Consider the following 19,673-nt stretch of genomic DNA (forward strand, 5'->3'; position numbering starts at 1 on the left):
TCAGCGATCTTTCATAGATCTGCCAAGAGCGCTAAAGCGCAACTACGTACCTAAGAATTAACTTTTATCGGAGTACCAAATTCTTGGTTTCATAGCAAAACTTGACAAAAATTTGTTGTTTTTAGAACAACTTTAAAATATTATTGCCATGTCTCAACAACAGCAAAATCCCCCAGAATTCAGCAGCTTTGCCGATTGGTGCTTGCACAAAGACAGCCTTTCAAAAGAAGCAAGACATACAGTTGATGCGATGTTAGAATGGGCTGGCACTTCTGACATTAATCAAGCGAACCAGATACTATCAAGTAGCAATCATCTGAATCTCTCCGACAATCAAATATCAGACATCACGCCCCTGCAATCTCTCACTAATTTAACTATTCTGAATCTGTCGGACAATCAAATATCAGACATCACACCGCTACAATCTCTGACTAATTTGAAAGAGCTGATTTTCCACAAAAATCAAATATCAGACATCACACCCCTGCAATCTCTGACTAATTTGACTGATCTGTATCTGGGCAGCAATCAAATATCAGACATCACACCTCTGCAATCTCTGACTAATTTGATTTCTCTATTTCTGAACTACAATCAAATATCAGACATCAAACCCCTGCAATCTTTGGCTAATTTGACTTATCTGTATCTGTACACCAATCAAATATCAGACATCACACCCCTACAATCTCTGACTAATTTGACTAAGCTGATTCTGGGCGGCAATCAAATATCAGACATCACACCCCTGCAATCTCTCACTAATTTGACTTCTCTGAATTTGTCCGACAATCAAATATCAAACCTCACACCCCTGCAATCTCTGACTAATTTGACTTCTCTGTCTCTGAACCACAATCAAATATCAGACATCATACCCCTACAATCTCTGACTAATTTGACTGCTTTGATTCTGCACAAAAATCAAATATCAGACACGACACCTCTGCAATCTCTGATTAATTTGACTAGACTTATGCTGCACAAAAATCCAATATCAGACATCACTCCCTTGCAATCTCTGACTAATTTGAATTCTCTGATTCTGGATTTTACATCCCAACAACAGACTCTCATCGAAGCCTTGCGTCATTCGTGGGAATTTCTCGCCAACTCTAGCGAATTCATAAATCGCCGCCAAGCCGCAACCGCCGTTAAATATGCCTACCAAGCCCTGGATTTAGAAGCCCCAGAAATATTTTTTTGCAGCAGCCCCAATGCAGTATTCGCACAATTACCAATGCTGAAACATTCACTAAAGGAAACAAAGTTGGGCGAGCGACTTGAGAAACAGGTAAAAGATGCGCTGCGCCCCTTTTCGTTAACAGCATTGCCGCCGGAACTGTCGGAGTTAATTATATGGTACGAACAGCTAGAACAACAATTCAAAGCAAACTTTTCCGATTATCATAATTACTCAAAGTCGATAGTGAATCCGAAATGCTTGTTTCATGCTGTCGCTGTTGCTGAATTGTATGTTTCTGCCTCGGGCATTGCCCTCACACCAGAGGCACAAAAAGCTTTGGAATCTATCAAACAGATTCTAGCAGAATGTGACTGGATTTTTGCGTTTGAGAAGGTCTGCTATGTGTGTTCGCGCCCAACCAAACTCTCCCTCGACATCGAACACAGGCTGCACGCAGAAGGGGAAGCTGCACTGGAATTTAACGACGGTTACAAACTCTACTCTTACCACGGTGTAACTTTGCCCGAAAAATACGGACAAATTCACCCCAATCAATGGGAAGCTACCTGGATTTTAGAAGAAGAAAATGCGGAATTAAGGCGAGTGTTGATTCAGGGAATTGGCTACGCTAGAATTTGTCAAGAATTGCAAGCAATCGAATTAGATACTTGGCAAGAATACACGCTGCTAAGAATTGAGTCTGATATTGATGGTTTTGAACCCGAGGAAAAAGAGCCAATTTACTTGTTAAAAATGACTTGTCCCAGCACCGGATTTATTCATGCTTTGCGGGTTCCGCCTGATATGCAATCTGCAAGGGAAGCGATTCGTTGGGTGAATTGGGATGTCGATTATGAGGAGTTTTCTGTGCAAACTTGAAGGAACTTATAATATCGTGTCCGGTCGATTGACTGTTATAAGTAAGGAACGCACGTGTGGACTTTAGTCCGCAGTATGTTGCGGACTAAAGTCCGCACTACGAACGGTTTTTGTTATGGTAATCGACCGGACGTGATATAAATTGGTCTTCTTCCGGCTTCAAAAGTAGAATTAGCAGTAAAATTTTCTTTGCTATTTCCTAAGATGATTGAGACATTATTAGATTTCAGTATTGGTTGCTGCTAATTCTAATTTGCCATCACTGTTAATGTCAGTAGGCTACCTCGAAAGTTTTGCTACGCGCGAGCAATGATTTGTCAATAAAAACTAATCGCGATCGGTTATGCTAAATCATCCTTTAATAGCAAAGTTCGCTAGGGCCTCCCAGAATTGCACCACGCTGTTTGAGCATCTGTTTTTGGGCTGGTGTAAAGTCAGGATTTCCCTCCAAAATTGTGATTCTTGCACCCTCTAACTTTGCTCCATATAACTTGATTTGATTGCTGGAAAGAAAGCACATTTTGGCATTTCTCAGGTCGGCACCCGTGAAATCTGCATTCACAGTTTTTGCGTATCTGAGTGTCGCGCCGAATAAGTTAGCATTTTGCAAATTTGTATTGCTCAAGTCTGCGTTTGGTAAGTCTGCGTTTTGCAGGTTGGCATTCAGAAGCTGAGCATTAGCTAAAATAATGCTGAACAGAGAAGCATCGCTTAAGTTAGATTCTGTCAAATTAGCACCTTGAAAATCAGGACTGTCTCCCCCAGCATTCCGCATACTGCTCAAATTGGCTTTTTTGAGATTGGCATTGCTGAAATTTGCACTGGCGATATTGGAGTTACTGAGGTTAGCCCCTTCTAATTCAGCACCACTAAAATCTGCATTTACAAATACAAAGACACAACCAACACACTGCTTGGTCAAAGGAAACCGCAGCGTATCTAGTTGACTAAATACCAGGAGGAACCCAATATATAACAAAGATAAAAGTATGCCGATCGCGATCGCAATAAACAGCAAAAGCTGAGGTAAACTGGGATAGCCATATAACTTGATATATTTCATTGCTGAAACAGTAAGAATAATGCCGATCGCAATTCCGATCAAAATTAACATAAAACCTCTCAGCAAACCATAGTTTCAGTTCTGCCCGATCCAAAATTATCCAAGCCGGTTATTGACTTTTTTTTGTAGTATGCTAGTATTATGCAGTGACCGCGAATCAGGCTCGACTTACCAAAACCACCAACAAAAATTAATAAAAACCTATGCAACCCATCCGACAAGGCGACGTAATTCTCACTCCTGTACCGCAAATCCAAGGTGACAAAAAACCTCATCTCACCCTCGCCGAAGGTGAAGTCACGGGACATTCTCACCAGATTGTTGAGGGACAAGCTGAACTGTACGAAAAAGACGGTACCCTGTACTTGCGAGTGCTTTCGCCGACAGCTTTATTGAGTCACGAAGAACACAAAGCGATCGCCATTCCAGAAGGTAATTGGATGGTACGGATTCAGCGCGAATACGAACCCCAAGGCTGGAGGTATGTCGCAGACTAAGGTTAAAAAACTCACGCCAGCACAAGAGGCTGAGATTCCAGTTTATCGCGACAAGTGGAGGGCGATCGCACTTTCCACAGGCCCGATCGATCGCTCTCAAGCTGCGGAAACCATTACATTAGCTTACAGGGCGAGCGGCAAACAAGCACCGGAAATCATTTTTTGCGATCGTCCCTACCAAGCCGCTAACATCATCGCCAGCCACGCCGACAAGCCCAGGAGTCACCAGCGCAGCCAATTAGAGAGCAAAGTACGCAGCGAATTTGAAAAACAACTGCTGACTTGTCTGCGCGGACAACTCGAAAACCAGCTAAAACGTCAACTGCAAAATCAACTCGAAAATGAACTTTACACCCAACTGCAAAGCCAACTGTGGAGTCCCCTCCGCGAGCATTTAGGGATGGAAATAGCGAGCAAATTGCCGATCGATTTAAGCGGACAGCGGGCCCGGTATTTGCACTACACCCATCTCAACAAACAACTAGATAATTGCATTCAACCGGAATTGTGGGCTGGTGGCGGGAGTTTGTTAGATTTTTGCATTTCCGTGTTGAATTGCGCGCACTCCTACGGCAATATCTGGACAATTTTTCAATCGCTTGTCAAGACTTGTGGCTGGATTTTTCCCTATGACAAAGTTTGCGTTGTGTGCGAAAAGCCGATCGCACTTTCGACAGACAGCAACCACCGCTTGCACGCCGCAGCAGCACCCGCCGTACAATTTGCCGATGGTTTTGCGATTTACGCCTATCACGGCGTGATTTTACCCGAATGGTACGGCCGCCTGCAACCGCACGAGTGGGAGTCTAAATGGCTGCTGAAGGAGCACAATGCAGAGGTTCGGCGAGCCTTAATTCAGGGCATCGGGTGCGATCGTATTTGTCAAGAACTAGCAGCCACTGAATTAGACACTTGGCAGGAATATACCCTGTTAAAAATGGATTTTGAGGACGATTTCGACGGCTCTGGGATGCCCTTACCAGTTTTTTTGTTAAAAATGACCTGTCCGAGTACGGGGTTCATTCATGCGTTGCGAGTTCCTCCAAATATGACATCTGCACAAGAGGCAATTTGCTGGGTAAACTGGGGAATTGAACCGGAGGAGTTTAGCGTGCAAACTTGACTATTTCTATTTATTAATAAGAATTGGTTTAAAACTTCCTCCTTACTAGCGGCGAGCATCCCGATTGTGCAAATATATCCGCAAGGGCGAAGCATTCGCGCCTGTATTTTTCCGACTATACGAGAAATTTTCAGCGCGAATGCTTCGCCCCTACAAAAACGGGATACTCTCTACTAGCGTGAAATAAAACAAAATTATTCACTGTTTCAATCCTCGGACTTTTAAGGAGAGGTAGCTATCAATTGTCAACTGTCAACTGTCAACTGAAAGCGCAAGCTTTCGCCAACTCGCGACAGCACTACAAAATTAAAACTGATATGCTCCATAGAACCATCGACCTGATATAATCAATTAAAAATTAATACCCTTGCGATTAGATCATGACTAGCCCTACTGCAACTCTTTTGATTTCCTGTCCAGATTGCAAAGGGCTTGTCGCCTTACTTGCTAATTTTATCGCTTCCCATAATGGCAATATTATCCACGCAGATCACCATACTGATTTTACCGCAGGATTATTTTTAAGTCGTCTGGAGTGGCAATTAGATGGTTTTGACTTAAGCATCCAAGAAATGACAGATGCTTTTACTGAACTTGCCAAGGATGTACAAGCAAATTGGCAATTACATTTCTCTGAGGAAGTTCGACGGATTGCCATATGGGTAAGCCGCCAAGATCATTGTTTGTTAGATTTGATTTGGCGACAACGTTCTAAGGAAATGCCTGCGAAAATCCCCCTGATTATCAGCAACCATGAAAAGTTAAAGCCCATTGCCGAACAATATGGTATCGATTTTGAGTATATTCCCATTAATAAAGAGAGCAAGGCTATTCAAGAAGCACAACAGTTAGATACTCTCAAGAAATATAACATCGATTTAGTAGTATTGGCAAAATATATGCAAATTTTGAGTCAAGATTTTATGCGCCAATTTCCCAATGTGATTAATATTCACCATTCATTCTTACCGGCGTTTGTGGGGGCAAATCCCTACGAAAGAGCCTATGAAAGAGGGGTGAAAATTATTGGTGCCACAGCCCATTACGTGACGCCCGATTTAGATGCTGGCCCGATTATTGAGCAAGATGTTGTGCGCGTGAGTCACCGCGATGAAGTGTCGGACTTGATTCGGAAAGGTAAAGATTTAGAACGGATTGTTTTGGCAAGGGCGGTTCGATATCATTTACAAAATCGTGTTTTGGTTTATGGCAATCGCACCGTTGTTTTTGCTTGATTTTTTGAGTTAAATTGTGAGTGGGTTGCTCTGATTGTAGGATGAGTTTTCCAGCCAATCCTACAATAAAAAATAATTTTTGTGGGACAGGCATCTTGCCTGTCCAGCTATTTTTGTAAGAGGTATGATAAGCAATCATAGAAAGATGCGAGGTGCCTGAAATAGTTCCTCGCATTCGATCGCTCTCACGAGATTACCAGAAGAAATAATTGGTTTAAAGCGTCTGGGTTTGGCGTAGAAATTAAAATCAGACGATTCATTATTCCAATCCTAGAACTTCCAGGTAGAGGTTGCTGTCAACTGTCAACTGTCAACTGTCAACTGAATCACATCCGGGCGGATAATGTTTCGGCGTAAGCGCGATCGATCAATTGGCGAGCAACCGTCTGAATTCCGGTATGCTCGTAATAATTGGTAGTCATGTCCAAAAACGCGGCGACATAATCCAATTTGTCATCGGTAACATCAACGTATTGCTTGAGATTGCCTAAAACTGTGGCTGGAGTTAAGCCGCGAGATACCACTAAATTGTTCATCCAACCTTGGGCTGAGGCAAAGGTTGCTGTCACGAATCCAAATTTTTGTGCATTGTTGGCGCCGGGAATTAGGTTGCTGATGTTTTGGAAGGTTGAGTTTTGCTGCAAGGTTCCAGGATTTAAGCCGCTTAGAGTATTTTGCGCTACTTTGATAAAGTCCGGGCCGAGGGGAATTAAGCCGTCAGCGCATACTAATGCAGCCATCCGCATTAGAGATGCGCCTTTGTATTCTGATAAGTAATTGGTAAAGCTTCCCACATTGTCAAGGGAGATTTTGTTGAGTTTGCAAAAGACGATGAGTTCGATCGCCACTTTGACGCATAAGTCGATCGTTTGAGTGGTATCAGCCTTGGGAGTCAGGCGGCTCATAAACGACAGAAAGCCGATTTTTTCGCCGATTTTATTCGCCATAGCCGTCGCGCCCAAGGCACTGTCAGCACTGTCTGCAAGCTGGTAAAGCTTTACTGCGCCTTGATAGGGCTCGTTGGAGTTGGCGTAAAGCTCGATCGCCCGGGCGCGAATTTTTTCGACTAAAGCGCGATCGGTTTCCCCTGTGAGCGATCGAATAGTATTATCAAAACCAGATAAATTATTCCACTCCCCCGGAACCACAAAATCGAGAGATTTCAACATCATCACAGTCACGCCACCAGACGGCAAATTGTCAACCAATTCCACAATAGACTTGCTCACAACAAACTCCTGAATAGCCAGATTTAAAAGTGTTCTTCCAAATACTCCAACTCCCAGAAATCCGATTCCAGATTTCCCGGTAATCTCATCTGAGATCTAATGCTGGCAGTCAGATAGGTTCGTAGTGAGGACTTTAGTCCGCATCAGATAGGTTCGTAGTGAGGACTTTAGTCCGCATCAGATAGGTTCGTAGTGAGGACTTTAGTCCGCATCAGATAGGTTCGTAGTGAGGACTTTAGTCCGCATCAGATAGGTTCGTAGTGAGGACTTTAGTCTGCATCCAAAAAAGGACTGATTTGCTTCTAGCGAGGACTTTAGTCCGCATCCAAGAAAGGACTGAAGTCCTCACTACGAACCTTGTAAAGTTTGATTATCTCAACTCACTCAAAATTACCAAAACGTGTTAAAGTTGATGGCGCTAAATCGAAAACAATAAAATATGACTGTTGCAGTTAATAAAACTCCGGGATTAGCATCGCGTTTAGTAAATCGCGTACTCTCCATCAAACCTTTGGCCGCTCTAGCCAAGCACCAAGCGCGGGAAATGATGATAAACAGAGCCGAAAAAATCGGAGTGCATTGGCGAGAAGAAGCCCAAGCACTTTTGTCCCGAAATTGGGATGCAGAATTGCTCAGCGTAGAAAATCCCGATTTGGTTTACCCGAAATATTATCTAACTTCATTTCACGCTTACGAAAAAGGTAATATGAGTTGGGAAGCTGCCACAGAAGTTGAAGTTGCAGCCCGTGCAGTGCACGCCGGAATTTGGCCAGAAGCGGGTGCAGGAGGCGATGCTAAACTCCGCGCCAGCTATCACGAAATCGTCAAAGCTCAAATTTCTCAAACACCGCAAGATATTGTCGATTTGGGATGCAGTGTGGGAATGAGTACGTTTGCGCTTGGGGATGTTTACCCGGAAGCAAAGATGACTGGGGTGGATTTGTCGCCTTATTTTTTGTCCGTTGCTCAATACCGTTCCCAACAGCGAGAAGCGGAATCTTCCAATCAAAAATCTCCAATTTGGGTGCACGCTGCTGCTGAATCTACTGGTTTACCTGCGGCTTCTTTTGATTTAGTTTCTATTTGTTTAGTTTGTCACGAATTGCCGGAGAAAGCTTCTAAGGCAGTATTCCGGGAAGCGAGGCGTTTGCTGCGCGCTGGCGGACATTTGACAATTATGGATATGAATCCTCAGTCGGAAGTTTATGCCAAAATGCCTCCTTATATTTTGACTTTGCTCAAGAGTACGGAGCCTTATTTGGATCAGTATTTTGGGTTGGATATCGAGCAGGCTTTGGTTGATTCGGGTTTTGCGGCGCCGACTATTACTTGCAATACTCTCAGACACCGGACTGTTGTTGCTGAGGCAATATAGCAGTTTTTAGTTGACTGAATTACAGATGTTCGGGTAGGACATGGCAGTGCCGTGTCCCTACTGTATTTCAGTAAAGGTTGATGTGCAAAAACTGTTGGCGGTCAATGATGCTCGAAAACTAAATTCGATCGCAAATGTGGTAGAATTAATACTTAGACAGCAGTCTTAGCTATATCGTGTTGAGAGAACCCTAAATAAAGGATATCATCATGAACCCGACAGCCCCCCCTCAAAAAATTATTGATTGTTTGCAGGTTATTTTGGATGCCACAGCCTCAAAAAATTACGAGCTGTTTACCACGGTGGGCGATGCAGGCTACAAAGCGGGAATCACACAAGAAATGTTCGATAATGTTAGCGATGAACTCGGTTCGCGCCTGCAAAACGGATATTCAATTAGTTATTTTGGTGAGTTGACACAAGATGGTTTTCAGGTTTATTTGTGGAAGCTGAGTTTTACAGATGGTGGAGATGAATTTGTGGCACGCATGACGATGAATGGAGACAAGGTTGCTGGGATCTTCATCGCATAACGATTGCCAAACCCAAAACCACTCGAATCTATTAACAGAGCTTGATTTAAAACTTATCGATCGCCGATCGCTCTTAACTTAGCACAAGGAGGTCGATCGACTAAAAGCTCGATCGCCCTTAACCTCCCCGCAACTGCTTGACCAAGTGAACTAACTCTGGTAAAATTAGCTTTTCCACAGCTAGTTTCACGCCATTGCTAGAGCCCGGAAGAGAAAAGACTAACTTGCCTTGATACACGCCTGCAACAGCCCGAGATGCGATCGCCCTCGAACCAATTTCTTGATAGCTCAAAAACCGAAATATCTCGCCAAATCCAGGTAAAATCCTGTCGAGCAAACTCTCCATCACATCGTAGGTAGTATCTCGTGGAGAAATACCCGTCCCGCCACTCAAAACTATCGCATCCACATCTTCGCGCTGGGCAAGCGCCTGCATTTGCAATACAATTTTTGCAGCATCATCTTTAACAACAGTGTAAGCTACCACAGAGTGACCTGCATCTTTTAGCAATTTTTTCGTTAACAAACCGCTATTGTCTGTGTCAGCAGAGCGCGTATCGCTAACAGTCACGATCGCGCAATTTACGGTTATTTTAGATAAATCGGGGTGAGGAATGTGCGTCATTGTTTCTTGTCGTAAGTAATCGGCAACCAGCAATCGGCTATCGGCCAATTACCAATTACCAACTACCAATTATTAACTATCTATTATGCCTTGCTAAATCCTAAGCCGTTTGCTTCCGAGTAGCGTTCCATGAAACGCATAAAGCGTTCCCAGTCAGCGGCACTTTTCATCAGGTAAAGAGCTTCTAAACCCGCAGGTTGACCGTTGATGAACTTAGCCTTAACTTCGCGAGTCAGAAGTTCGCCTTCTTCGTCGATCATGTACATTCCAGTAATGTCTTGGGTACTATCGTTGCTGAGAGATTTCGGATTTTCAAAGATAAATGTGGCAGTGCCTTGAGCTCCGCTTTTAGAACGAGTTAGGCGGACTTCGGGTACAGTATCTTCGTCTATACCCCGGGAGAATTGAATTTTAGCCATAATTTGAGAGTCGAACCTTAAAGATTGCTGAATTTCTTAATCTTTTAATCATAAAACGATTTGGACGCTCCCAAGTCAAGACTTGGGGAGATTGTGCGATGGGGATCGGGGGAGAGGGGCTATTTTTCAGGTATGTAGTTGGGCTTGAGCGCTCTTTCTGGGATATCGGAAAGAGCGAAGACAGCGCAACAGGTATGTAGTTGGGCTTGAGCGCTCTTTCTGGGATATCGGAAAGAGCGAAGACAGCGCAACTACGTACCTTTGAGTTGTCTGAGCCCTGGCTTTCTCCTTCACTATTGGCTGTTTTGCTGTCTTCGTTTTTTCCGATATCCCCAAAGAGCGCTGAAGCGCAACTACGTACCAAAGAGAGCGAAGACAGCGCAACTACGTACCTTTAGAGGATGTAGGGAGAGTTAATTGGCTGCGCGCGGTTTGTGGCTACCAGAGTTTGGTAGACGAGGGCGGATATCTCGGCGCGGGTGATGTCGCGGGCGGGGGAAAGCTTGTCGCGGGCGGGATAGTTGACTACGATTTTGCGCTCTGTGGCGGTGGCGATGGAGTCGGTGGCAAAACTGGGAATTAAAGCCCGATCGGCATAAACGCTCAAAGAATTAGGATTGCCGCCTTTAAACTGCAAGCCGTTTATCAATGATACGATCGCCTGAGCTTTAGTCAAATTCTGTTCCGGGCGAAACGTGCTGTCGGGATATCCAACCAAAAACCCGCCTCGATTCGCTTTGACGATCGCACTTTGGGCCCAAAAATCCGCCGCCACATCCTTAAAAACCGTTGCTTCACGGCGCGGCGCCAACTCAAACGCCTTCGCCAGCAACGCCGCATACTGAGCCCTAGTTAAACTCTCGTCAGGTTTAAAAGTGCCGTCGGGAAACCCGTTAACAATATTCATCTTAGCGAGGCGATCGATAAAATCCTTAGCCCAATGAGTGCTGATATCGCTGAACTTTACGCCCCCAGGAGTTGGAGTTGGAGTTGGAGTTGGAGTCGGAGTTGGAGTTGGAGTTGGCGTCACATTTCCCAACTCAAATAAACCTTTTACCCGCGAAGGATTGAGTTGATTTCCCAGGGCAAAAATCTTAGTTGCAGTAGCATTTTGCAAATCAAATTCGCCATTGTTGGCAAAAATATTTCCCCCTAAATCTTGAGCCGTACCAAGATCTGGCAGAGATTTTTCCACCGCAGTCAAACCATCTTCGGTATTTTTTTCAATGCGATTTTTCCGCACAACCGGCTTAGAGCTCCCCGTTAAAACGATACCGGAGCGATTGGCGATAATTTGGTTTTCAACAATCAAAGGAGCCGATTGAGCTTGCAGAGAAATGCCGAAACCAGTATTTTGAAAAAGATTGCGCCGGATTACGCCCTTAGCACTCCCCGCCATAATTACCCCAGCGGCAGAGTTTTGGATAAATATGTTGTCCAGAATCGCCGGATTGGCATTTCCTGTGGCAAATACGCCTTCCCGCTTGGAAAGGGTGAAAGTGCAGTTAGCTACAGTAGGAGATGTTGACTCCATCCAGACAGCAGTGCCGCGAATATCGAGATTAGTGACAGTTACTCCCCGCAATTCCGCATCAGTTGCTAGCAGTAGAGTGATATTTTGACTCGCAGCGGTGGGACTGACAAATTTGCCACTTCCTTGAATGATAGTACCGCTTCCTTTGTTGATTTCATTGCCGATTACTTTGACTCCAGAGGGAATTTCTAGGGGAAATTGTTCGCCGCTGGCGCTGCTGTAAGTTCCCGCTGCTAGCTGAATAACTGTGCCCGATGCAGCGCGACTGATAGCGCGGGCGATCGTTTTGAATGGGGCTGATTGGGTACCGGCTGCTGCATCGCTGCCTGTTTGGGGGTTCACGAAAAGTGTTGCCATGTTTTTGCTGTATGGATAATTTGCGATCGACTTTTAGGCAATTTTCATTCTGTACGAATTTGACTGCGGATATATATTTAGCTTTGATTGGGAAGACAGCCATAGGGGATGACAACCCCTGGGGGATTGCCCCTACAAAATACTTGATTTCTCGTTACCCGAAATATAGCAATCCTAAATGATTCAAATAAATTTGTAGGGGTAGTGCCCCCGTGCCTACCCCCTATATATCGGGGCAACCACGGGGGGATTGCCCCTACAAAATACTTGATTTCTCGTTACCTGGGTATTAGGCTTTTTCATTCAGATCGAGTCGAGATTCCCTGCCCAAAAACCTTCACCGCTTCAGCCAAATCAGTTTCGCCCATCAAAATGCAGCGTTTTAGCAAATCAATATCCAGCCTTTCCAATCCTGACAATTGACTCTGAATTACTTCCTCATAACCATCTTCCCGCAGGTGATACAACCGCAAAGTACCATCCTCCCAAAACCAGATTTCTGGCACACCCAAAGCCCGATATTTTGGCAACTTGCTCAATCCACCGCTAGTATAAACCACCTCGATCGACAAATCGGGAATCAACTTAGGTTGTCCCAAACAAAACGATTTGTCGGCTTGGGTTGAAACTTCTCCCGTTTTCTCCTGTGTCATGGAACCAGAAGGGTAAAACCTCATTCCTTGTGCTAGCAAAAAAGTTGTCACTAAGTAACCAATGATTTCCGAAAAATTTTCGTGTTGGAATCCCGGCATCAGAATTTCGATCGCACCTGCAAAAAAAGACAATTTTACCCCAGGGGAATCTTCGGAGCCCTTCTGGATTAACTTGAATTGCTCCCAAGTGCCGCTGAGCACCACTCGTCCATCGAGAATTTCGCGATCGAGAACTTGTGTCATTGAACCGCACCATTATCTCCTATGGGAATTATAACTGATATCATGTCCGTTCTCAAGAACAGGCCGGAAAAGCCTCTTCCACAAATAATTAGTTTTCTTGTGGGGTAGGCCCCTGAGCCCACTCGCTTCAACTCAAGAGGCGAATTTCGCAATGCAAGATGTTTGCAAAACTACTAAAACTTGATTCTCAAAAACCGCACAACTCGTCATTGCTTGTGCTAAAATAGGAACTTTCCCTTGTTTGAGAGCAAGTATAGCCTCCGGTGTCGCATCAAAGTCTTCGATCCAGCCGTAATCCTCTACATACTTAAGAGTTAAGGCATTGCGATCGAGCATCCAAAAATCAATTCCATAAGTGTTAATGAAGTTTTGCAATACGGATTTATCAGCCGTATATTGAGCGCGAATTAAATCGATCGCTCGCTGCCGAAATCGGCTGTAGTAGCCTTTCTGATACGGCACTGCATATTCCTTTCCTACCAAAACCGAACGCTGGCTAAAAGTTGGCAAATTGTCTGCTTCCGGGGCGATGGAAGCAATCAAACTGTTTTTCGGTTTCTGCTGAAAAAACTTGTACAAAGCGGGCATTTTACCTTCTACATACCCGACTGTGGGAAATTTTTCCACTAAGCATGGATAAAGCACAACTGCGATCGCAATTGTCGCTGTGGTAATTAGTGCAACTAGATTTTTTGGCGTTGCTGAATCAGGAAATTTTGTTTCGGTTGTTGATGCCCAGTTGCCGACGCCATCGATAATTAACGTCAGGGCGATCGCACTTATAAACACAACAACAAAGCGCAAGCTATACGCAGTATAGCGTCCAGGCTGATAAAGCTTAAAAATGGTAGCGTGAGCAGCCAAAAACATCGCCAAGGATGCTAAAAATAGCTGAAGCAACAGCCAAATTTTACTGTTAATTCGACTGGCTAACGGAAAGCTAGAGCGAAATAGCAACAGCAGCGGCAAAAACAGCCCCACACAGTGAGTTACAGGCGTAAACAGCGACTTGGGAAACATCCCGCTACCCCTACCAGTCAGCCAATAATCTACCGGATTTGGACGAAAAAAAGCATTTCTGCCGTCGGCTGCAAATACGCCCATTTGCTTGGCTTCTGCTGCGGTATAAGTCGGGCCAAATTCCGATTTATCTAAGGCATAGGGCAGCATTACTAGAAAGATTACTCCCAAACCGGTAGTGCAAAATAGGTAGTTTGTGCGATCGCCCGACAAGCGCAAACGGCCATTTTCCCAGCTTAGCAGGCGCAAAACTAAAATTCCGGCAGCAACCAAGGCGTAGGGAGGGTAGAATAATCCAATTAGGGCGATCGCCCCCAAACAGGGCAGCAACGAACTCCGCGACAAATAATATAAAAAACCGAGAAATATCGGATAGATAAAAGCTCTGGGCGTTGTGGAAGCCAAATCATCTGTCATCCACATATGCTGATTTAGTAGCAAAGATGCGATAAATCCAGTCATCGGCACTGGCAGCATTTCCAAGCAAAGCCCAAAACAGTAATAGGTGGAGATTAAGCCGAGAAATAGCGGCAATATTTTGTGAAAAAATAGCGGGTGAATGCCGATGGTTGCAGCTAATTTGTAAAGGGTGCTGTATCCGGCGGGGGCGATTGATTGAAAATAGTTAGCAATGAAATCGTTGGGGAATAATTGTCCATCGACAAACCGCATCATCCAGAAAACGTGCTGTCTCGCATCGTCTTGCACCACATACTCGGCGCTGAAGGCTTGAGCAATTCCTAAAACACCATAAACTGCGGCAAATGTCAAGCTCAGCATCAACCAGAATATTGTGCGCGATCGGGATTTTTCATCCACAGTCGCCGTCAGAAATTTGTGCAAGCGGGCAATTAATACCATTTGAGATTTGAGATTGGGAAAGACTGATTTTCAAAAGTACAATTATATCATGCCATGTAAATTACCTAATAAAAAGTGTTGGTAGTGAGGACTTCAGTCCTGCTTTCTGAGGACTAAAGTCCTCACTACAAACCGTTTTTAAGGCGAATTCGATAAAGACTTTTACTTCCGGTAATGTAAAGCGTTTTATAATCTCTATCTCCCCAGACTAAATTAGTCGCCGTCTCGGGTACATAAATTTTGCCGAACAGTTCGCCTGTCGGGGATAAAATCCACACTCCCCCAGGCCCGGTGCTGTAAATATTCCCTTCTAAATCAACTTTTAAACCCTCGAAAACTCCGCTTTGACTGACATCTTTGAGCTCAGCAAAAACTCGCTGATTTGTAACCTTTCCCTCTGGTTTGACATCAAAAATAGCAATGTATTGCGCTTCCGAATTGTTGACATAATTTTTTGCTCGTCTGGTAAAAAGGGGAAGGACTGAAGTCCTCACTACGAACCTGGTTTGGGAAGGACTGAAGTCCTCACTACGAACCTGGTTTGATCCTTCGGACTTCAGTCCTTTCAAATGTTAAGCTGGACATTACAGAAAAAGAACTGCAATACCGATCGCGATCGCACCAATCCCCATCACAAAAGACCAGAAACGGTGATAGCTGCTAACAGTCGTACCGCTATCGCTTTCAAGATGAATCAAATCCATCCAAGGCGCCACACCCCGGCGGAACCAACCCAAAGCGCTAACATCCATACCAATCAAACTTTCAACCCGTTTCATCCCAAACAGAAAATTACCAATCGGCCCAAAACGAGAAGCATAATGTAGGTACATCATTCCCGTTCTGTCTTGCAATTTCAAATCGGAACCAAACGCATAACCCGCATCACCGCGACCAATTAATTCGCCTTGTAGTTTCGCAGGTTGACCGCGTAAAGGACTCGCATAGGGGTCAGACATTAAAGTTAAAACATCCAACTCTTCTGCTTGTGCGTAATTCGGGAACATCACCAAAGCTTTGATTAAAATTCCCACGCCCAAACCGATTAAAGCACAAGCAACCATCATCATCGGCTTCCCAGCCGAGAGGGAAATGCCGATCGCAAAACCCACTGCCAAGCCCAGAGTTTCCGCACTGTACAGCAACAAATCGAAAAAGAAATTTCCGTACAATTTCCGCTTGCTCAAAAGGTGACCTTCGCCCACAATCCGGCCCATGTCAAACTCAATATCCAAGCCTAATTGTTCGGCATAGGTACTCAAAGCGCGAACTCGCTTACCAGTCAGCGGGTGAGTCGAATTCAACTCCATCCACCAACCCCACGGATTGAACATATCCCACAGAAAAACTCGTCCAATTTTTTCCGGTTCCGACGCAATCCGGTAAGCAGTACCGCTAGATGCCGCAGCTTTTGCATCATAAATGCCTAAAGCACGAGTTCCTTCTAACAAGCGACTGGGTTCCGTTGCTCTTTGTCCTTCTTCCAAAATACCGTAAGCAATCTTTACCAAAGCACGCGATAAAGCATTGGGGTTTCCGGTAGTTTCGGCGGCAAAATGGTCGGCAAAATATTCTCGCGTCCGCGACAAGTACAGCAACAAATAAGTGCCTGCGATGTAAAATACATAAGCAATAGCAGCTACACTACTGGCTGCATCTTTAGCTTTTTCACCGCCGTTTCGACCGAGCCTGTGAGCTGTAGTGTAAATTAAGTAAGTAATCTGCACTAAAGTTGAAGCTAAAGTCATGACAGCAAAGTCCCAATGGACGATGTGACCTAATTCGTGGGCGTAAACAGTGGCAATTTCATCATCGTCTAAATAGGTGAAAAGACCTTGACTGACGACTAAGCGAGCACTGTTAGGAAAGGAACCGTAGGTAAAAGCAGTAGGGTTTTGGTCGTCGATAATTCCTAAACGCGGCTGCTTGAGCTTTTTCTGTTGGCAAACTTTCTGAATAACTTTCGCTGTTTCCGGACTCAGGCTGTCAATTTCTGCTAGGGAAACCCAGCGAGTATTGTAGAGCCAATTTTGGGTTAAGTCCATCAAGTAAGGCGATAGGAAAAAAGCTGCGATGTTAAAAATTAGAGTGACTGGAAGTGCGATCGCCAATCCGGCGACTGGATCGGGACTGTTGATAATGAAAACTGTGGCCAAGGATAACACGAACACCATACCAAACAGCATGATGATAGTGGCGCCGGAAGCTAAAACCAGGTTTCCGCCAGTTTTCTGGATCAGTTTAATCCCGGCTTTGGGCGATCGCCCTGCCTTGCGTAAAGGAGCTTGAGATGACATAATATTCTCCTAAGGTGATTGACAAAAGGTAATTACCGTGGGATTTTATCTATACTTCACTGTTTTAACCTGTAATTTCGGAGCGCGGTCAGGAGTCTCAACAAAAATATATAATTTCCTGTAAATTGTTAAGATTGAAAACCGCCCATCTAATTTATTTCCAAAAATCCAATCCCCATTTCAAAACTCAACAATTAAAACTATTTCAAAGTTACCAGAAAGATTAGATACGTTGTTGGGCTTCAGCCCTCTTACTCTAATCGGTTATATAAGCTGTTGGCCATACCTCATCTTTTTGAAAAAGGCTATATTTCAAAGTCACCAAAAAGAATTGCTTTAAAGCCGAAACCCTTGTATGGATAAATTAAAATTAGACAATTCATTAGTCCAATCATCTTCGTTCGAGGTAGAGGTAGCCCTTAACCATCAACTGTCAATTAAGAGGGCGGGCACGGGGGCACCGCCCCTACAGTGAACCGTCAACTGTCAACTCTCAACTGTCAACTGTCAACTGAATAAACGCCATGTCGATTATTGAAATTGCCCAAAAAACACGCCAAGCTGCTAGGAAATTGGCAGTTTTGTCTGCCGATGCCAAAAATCAAGCCATTGAAGCGATCGCTAAAGCTTTAGAAGCTGCTGCACCCGACATTTTGGCGGCGAATGCTGCCGATCGCGCGGCGGCCCAGGCGGATGGCATTGCCAAACCGCTGTACGATCGCCTAAAGTTGGACGAGAGCAAGTTGCAAAGTGCGATCGCGGGCGTGCGCGACGTTGCGAAACTCCCAGACGCGATCGGTGCCGTGCAAATCCACCGCGAATTAGACACAGGATTAATTCTAAAGCGCATTACCTGTCCTTTAGGCGTTTTAGGGATTATTTTTGAAGCGCGCCCAGAAGCCTTAATTCAGATAGTATCCTTGGCCATCAAATCCGGCAACGGCGTAATTCTCAAAGGCGGCAAAGAAGCCGTCCGTTCCTGCGAAATCCTGACAAAAGTCATCCATCAAGCATTAGCAGAAACAGCAGTCAATCCTGAAGCAGTGCAGTTGCTAACCACGCGGGAAGAAACAATCGAACTGCTAAAAATGGATGAATACGTAGACCTAATTATTCCCAGAGGTTCTAATTCCTTCGTGCGGTTCGTGCAGGAAAATACCCGGATTCCCGTCTTGGGACACGCCGACGGAATCTGTCATTTGTATGCAGACAAAGCAGCGGACATTCAGAAAGCTGTAGAAATTGCCATCGATGCCAAAACCCAGTATCCTGCCGCCTGCAACGCCATTGAAACCTTGTTAGTTCATAGGGATATTGCCCCCAAATTCCTGCCCGAAGTTGCCGAAGCATTGCAGCAGAAGAAAGTCGAACTGCGGGGAGACGAAAAAGCTTGCAAAATCTTGGACATTGCCGAAGCAAATGAAGCGGATTGGTCTACAGAATACAGCGATTTAATTTTGTCAATCAAAATCGTAGATTCTGTGGAAGACGCAATTAACCACATCAATACCTACGGTTCGAGACACACAGATGCGATCGTTACCGAAGACAGCGAAGCCGCTGAAACATTTTTAAATGGAGTAGATGCAGCCGGAGTTTATCACAATTGTTCGACGAGATTTGCCGACGGTTTCCGTTACGGTTTCGGTGCAGAAGTGGGGATTAGCACGCAGCAAATGCCACCTCGCGGCCCCGTTGGTTTAGAAGGTTTGATTACCTATAAGTATCGAGTGCTTGGAGATGGTCATATTGCGGCTAGTTATGTGGGGAAAGATTCTCGGGAGTTTACGCATCGAGACTTGTGATATAAGGTTTACGAAACAGGCATAATTAGTAGGGTGCGTCAGATCCGAGACTTTGAACAATCACCCTAGAACCGCGTCTGACGCACCCTACAACTTCGATCGCTCTTTTTTTATCAGTCGATAAGGATAATGATAGTAAATGGTATAGAATTCCTAGATGAGGATGCTGAATTTTTCCCAAATGGATCCGTTCATGATGCTACACTTGCCAGCGATGCCGTAATTCAATGTATTCCCTGTTTGGGCGATCGCAGTGCAGTCTTTTTTCCCTCCGGACGGCTTAAACTCTGTTGGCTATCCCAAACAACTGTTTTGGATGGTATTCCTTGTCCGGGTGACCGTATAGTCTACCTGCACGAAAATGGTGGGTTGCTGAATGCTTCGCTAGCTTCAGATGTTGAAATAGATGGAGTTTTGTACCAGTCAGATAGCCGCCTGACTTTTGATAAAACTGGCAAATTATTGGAGTATTCCCATGAAATAGACGCAGATCGAATAATCGAGGGATTTCCTTGCACTTCGCATTTTGTTGTGTGGCGGTATGCCGGCGGTAAACCTAGTGTAATCCTGCTGTCTGCTCCGCATACCATCAACGGACAAGAATATCCGCGCGGTGCCGAAGTGTATTTAAGCGAAGACGGAGAAGTCATCGACTGGTATTTAGTAGATCTGGATTCGGGGAATCGTTACAAGCAGCGATCGTATGGTGTATTTGAATTAGACTGGGAATAAAAAA

At 44.7% G+C, this 19,673-nt stretch carries 17 protein-coding genes; 8 read left to right on the forward strand and 9 right to left on the reverse strand.

The window, feature by feature from the left end:
* Positions 1 to 148: 148 nt before the first annotated feature.
* On the forward strand, positions 149 to 2,068 hold the full coding sequence (locus QZ918_RS06530) for a leucine-rich repeat domain-containing protein (protein WP_293332582.1): 1,920 nt from the start codon (positions 149 to 151) through the stop codon (positions 2,066 to 2,068).
* Between the two features lie 358 nt (positions 2,069 to 2,426).
* Here QZ918_RS06530 and QZ918_RS06535 read toward each other — a convergent pair whose 3' ends face one another.
* Positions 2,427 to 3,182 carry a pentapeptide repeat-containing protein gene (locus QZ918_RS06535; protein WP_293332585.1) on the reverse strand — a complete coding sequence of 252 codons (756 nt, stop codon included), beginning with the start codon at positions 3,180 to 3,182 and terminating at the stop codon, positions 2,427 to 2,429.
* A 152-nt stretch (positions 3,183 to 3,334) separates the two neighbouring features.
* Here QZ918_RS06535 and QZ918_RS06540 point away from each other — a divergent pair, with 152 nt between their 5' ends.
* From QZ918_RS06540 to purU, 3 genes are all read left to right on the forward strand, one after another.
* Complete coding sequence (locus tag QZ918_RS06540) at positions 3,335 to 3,628, forward strand: DUF8820 family protein (protein ID WP_293149568.1); 294 nt, start codon at positions 3,335 to 3,337, stop codon at positions 3,626 to 3,628.
* Positions 3,615 to 4,751 (forward strand): DUF6745 domain-containing protein, encoded by a 1,137-nt coding sequence (locus QZ918_RS06545; protein ID WP_293332588.1) that lies wholly within the window; start codon positions 3,615 to 3,617, stop codon positions 4,749 to 4,751. The genes QZ918_RS06540 and QZ918_RS06545 overlap by 14 nt, the downstream gene beginning before the upstream one ends.
* Before the next feature lie 380 nt (positions 4,752 to 5,131).
* Entirely contained in the window at positions 5,132 to 5,986 is an 855-nt protein-coding gene (purU, locus tag QZ918_RS06550; RefSeq protein WP_293332591.1) for a formyltetrahydrofolate deformylase, read from the forward strand.
* A 326-nt stretch (positions 5,987 to 6,312) separates the two neighbouring features.
* Here the strand turns inward: purU and QZ918_RS06555 are convergent, their stop codons facing one another.
* Positions 6,313 to 7,215: a hypothetical protein gene (locus QZ918_RS06555; RefSeq protein ID WP_293332594.1), complete on the reverse strand. Its 903-nt coding sequence runs from the start codon at positions 7,213 to 7,215 to the stop codon at positions 6,313 to 6,315.
* A gap of 439 nt (positions 7,216 to 7,654) precedes the next feature.
* Between QZ918_RS06555 and QZ918_RS06560 the strand changes: the two genes are divergently transcribed.
* Complete coding sequence (locus QZ918_RS06560) at positions 7,655 to 8,590, forward strand: class I SAM-dependent methyltransferase (RefSeq protein ID WP_293332598.1); 936 nt, start codon at positions 7,655 to 7,657, stop codon at positions 8,588 to 8,590.
* 209 nt (positions 8,591 to 8,799) lie between these two features.
* Positions 8,800 to 9,123, forward strand: coding sequence for a hypothetical protein (locus QZ918_RS06565; protein ID WP_293332601.1), 324 nt, complete (start codon positions 8,800 to 8,802; stop codon positions 9,121 to 9,123).
* 118 nt (positions 9,124 to 9,241) lie between these two features.
* On the opposite strand, the gene QZ918_RS06570 is transcribed toward QZ918_RS06565, so the two are convergent.
* The 7 genes from QZ918_RS06570 to QZ918_RS06600 form a co-directional block, all read right to left on the reverse strand.
* Positions 9,242 to 9,748: a MogA/MoaB family molybdenum cofactor biosynthesis protein gene (locus QZ918_RS06570; protein WP_293332604.1), complete on the reverse strand. Its 507-nt coding sequence runs from the start codon at positions 9,746 to 9,748 to the stop codon at positions 9,242 to 9,244.
* 83 nt (positions 9,749 to 9,831) lie between these two features.
* Entirely contained in the window at positions 9,832 to 10,167 is a 336-nt protein-coding gene (gene psb28 / locus QZ918_RS06575; protein WP_293149588.1) for a photosystem II reaction center protein Psb28, read from the reverse strand.
* A 394-nt stretch (positions 10,168 to 10,561) separates the two neighbouring features.
* The gene (locus tag QZ918_RS06580) at positions 10,562 to 12,058 is read right to left on the reverse strand and encodes a DUF1565 domain-containing protein (RefSeq protein WP_293332607.1); all 1,497 of its coding nucleotides are present in this window, start codon (positions 12,056 to 12,058) and stop codon (positions 10,562 to 10,564) included.
* Positions 12,059 to 12,357: 299 nt separating this feature from the next.
* Complete coding sequence (locus tag QZ918_RS06585; RefSeq protein ID WP_293332610.1) at positions 12,358 to 12,954, reverse strand: Uma2 family endonuclease; 597 nt, start codon at positions 12,952 to 12,954, stop codon at positions 12,358 to 12,360.
* 132 nt (positions 12,955 to 13,086) lie between these two features.
* Positions 13,087 to 14,835 (reverse strand): hypothetical protein, encoded by a 1,749-nt coding sequence (locus QZ918_RS06590; RefSeq protein ID WP_293332613.1) that lies wholly within the window; start codon positions 14,833 to 14,835, stop codon positions 13,087 to 13,089.
* 125 nt (positions 14,836 to 14,960) lie between these two features.
* Complete coding sequence (locus QZ918_RS06595; protein WP_293332616.1) at positions 14,961 to 15,329, reverse strand: SMP-30/gluconolactonase/LRE family protein; 369 nt, start codon at positions 15,327 to 15,329, stop codon at positions 14,961 to 14,963.
* 90 nt (positions 15,330 to 15,419) lie between these two features.
* A complete protein-coding gene (locus QZ918_RS06600; protein WP_293332619.1) occupies positions 15,420 to 17,132 on the reverse strand; it encodes a zinc metalloprotease HtpX in 1,713 nt (570 codons plus the stop codon).
* 524 nt (positions 17,133 to 17,656) lie between these two features.
* On the opposite strand from QZ918_RS06600, the gene QZ918_RS06605 reads away from it, so the two are divergent.
* Both QZ918_RS06605 and QZ918_RS06610 read left to right on the forward strand, forming a co-directional pair.
* A complete protein-coding gene (locus tag QZ918_RS06605) occupies positions 17,657 to 18,937 on the forward strand; it encodes a glutamate-5-semialdehyde dehydrogenase (protein ID WP_293332622.1) in 1,281 nt (426 codons plus the stop codon).
* A gap of 129 nt (positions 18,938 to 19,066) precedes the next feature.
* The gene (locus QZ918_RS06610) at positions 19,067 to 19,669 is read left to right on the forward strand and encodes a hypothetical protein (RefSeq protein ID WP_293332625.1); all 603 of its coding nucleotides are present in this window, start codon (positions 19,067 to 19,069) and stop codon (positions 19,667 to 19,669) included.
* Positions 19,670 to 19,673: the final 4 nt, after the last annotated feature.

Origin of the sequence: Microcoleus sp. CAWBG58 (assembly GCF_020883045.1) — a bacterium.
Taxonomy (GTDB): Bacteria; Cyanobacteriota; Cyanobacteriia; order Cyanobacteriales; family Microcoleaceae; genus Microcoleus.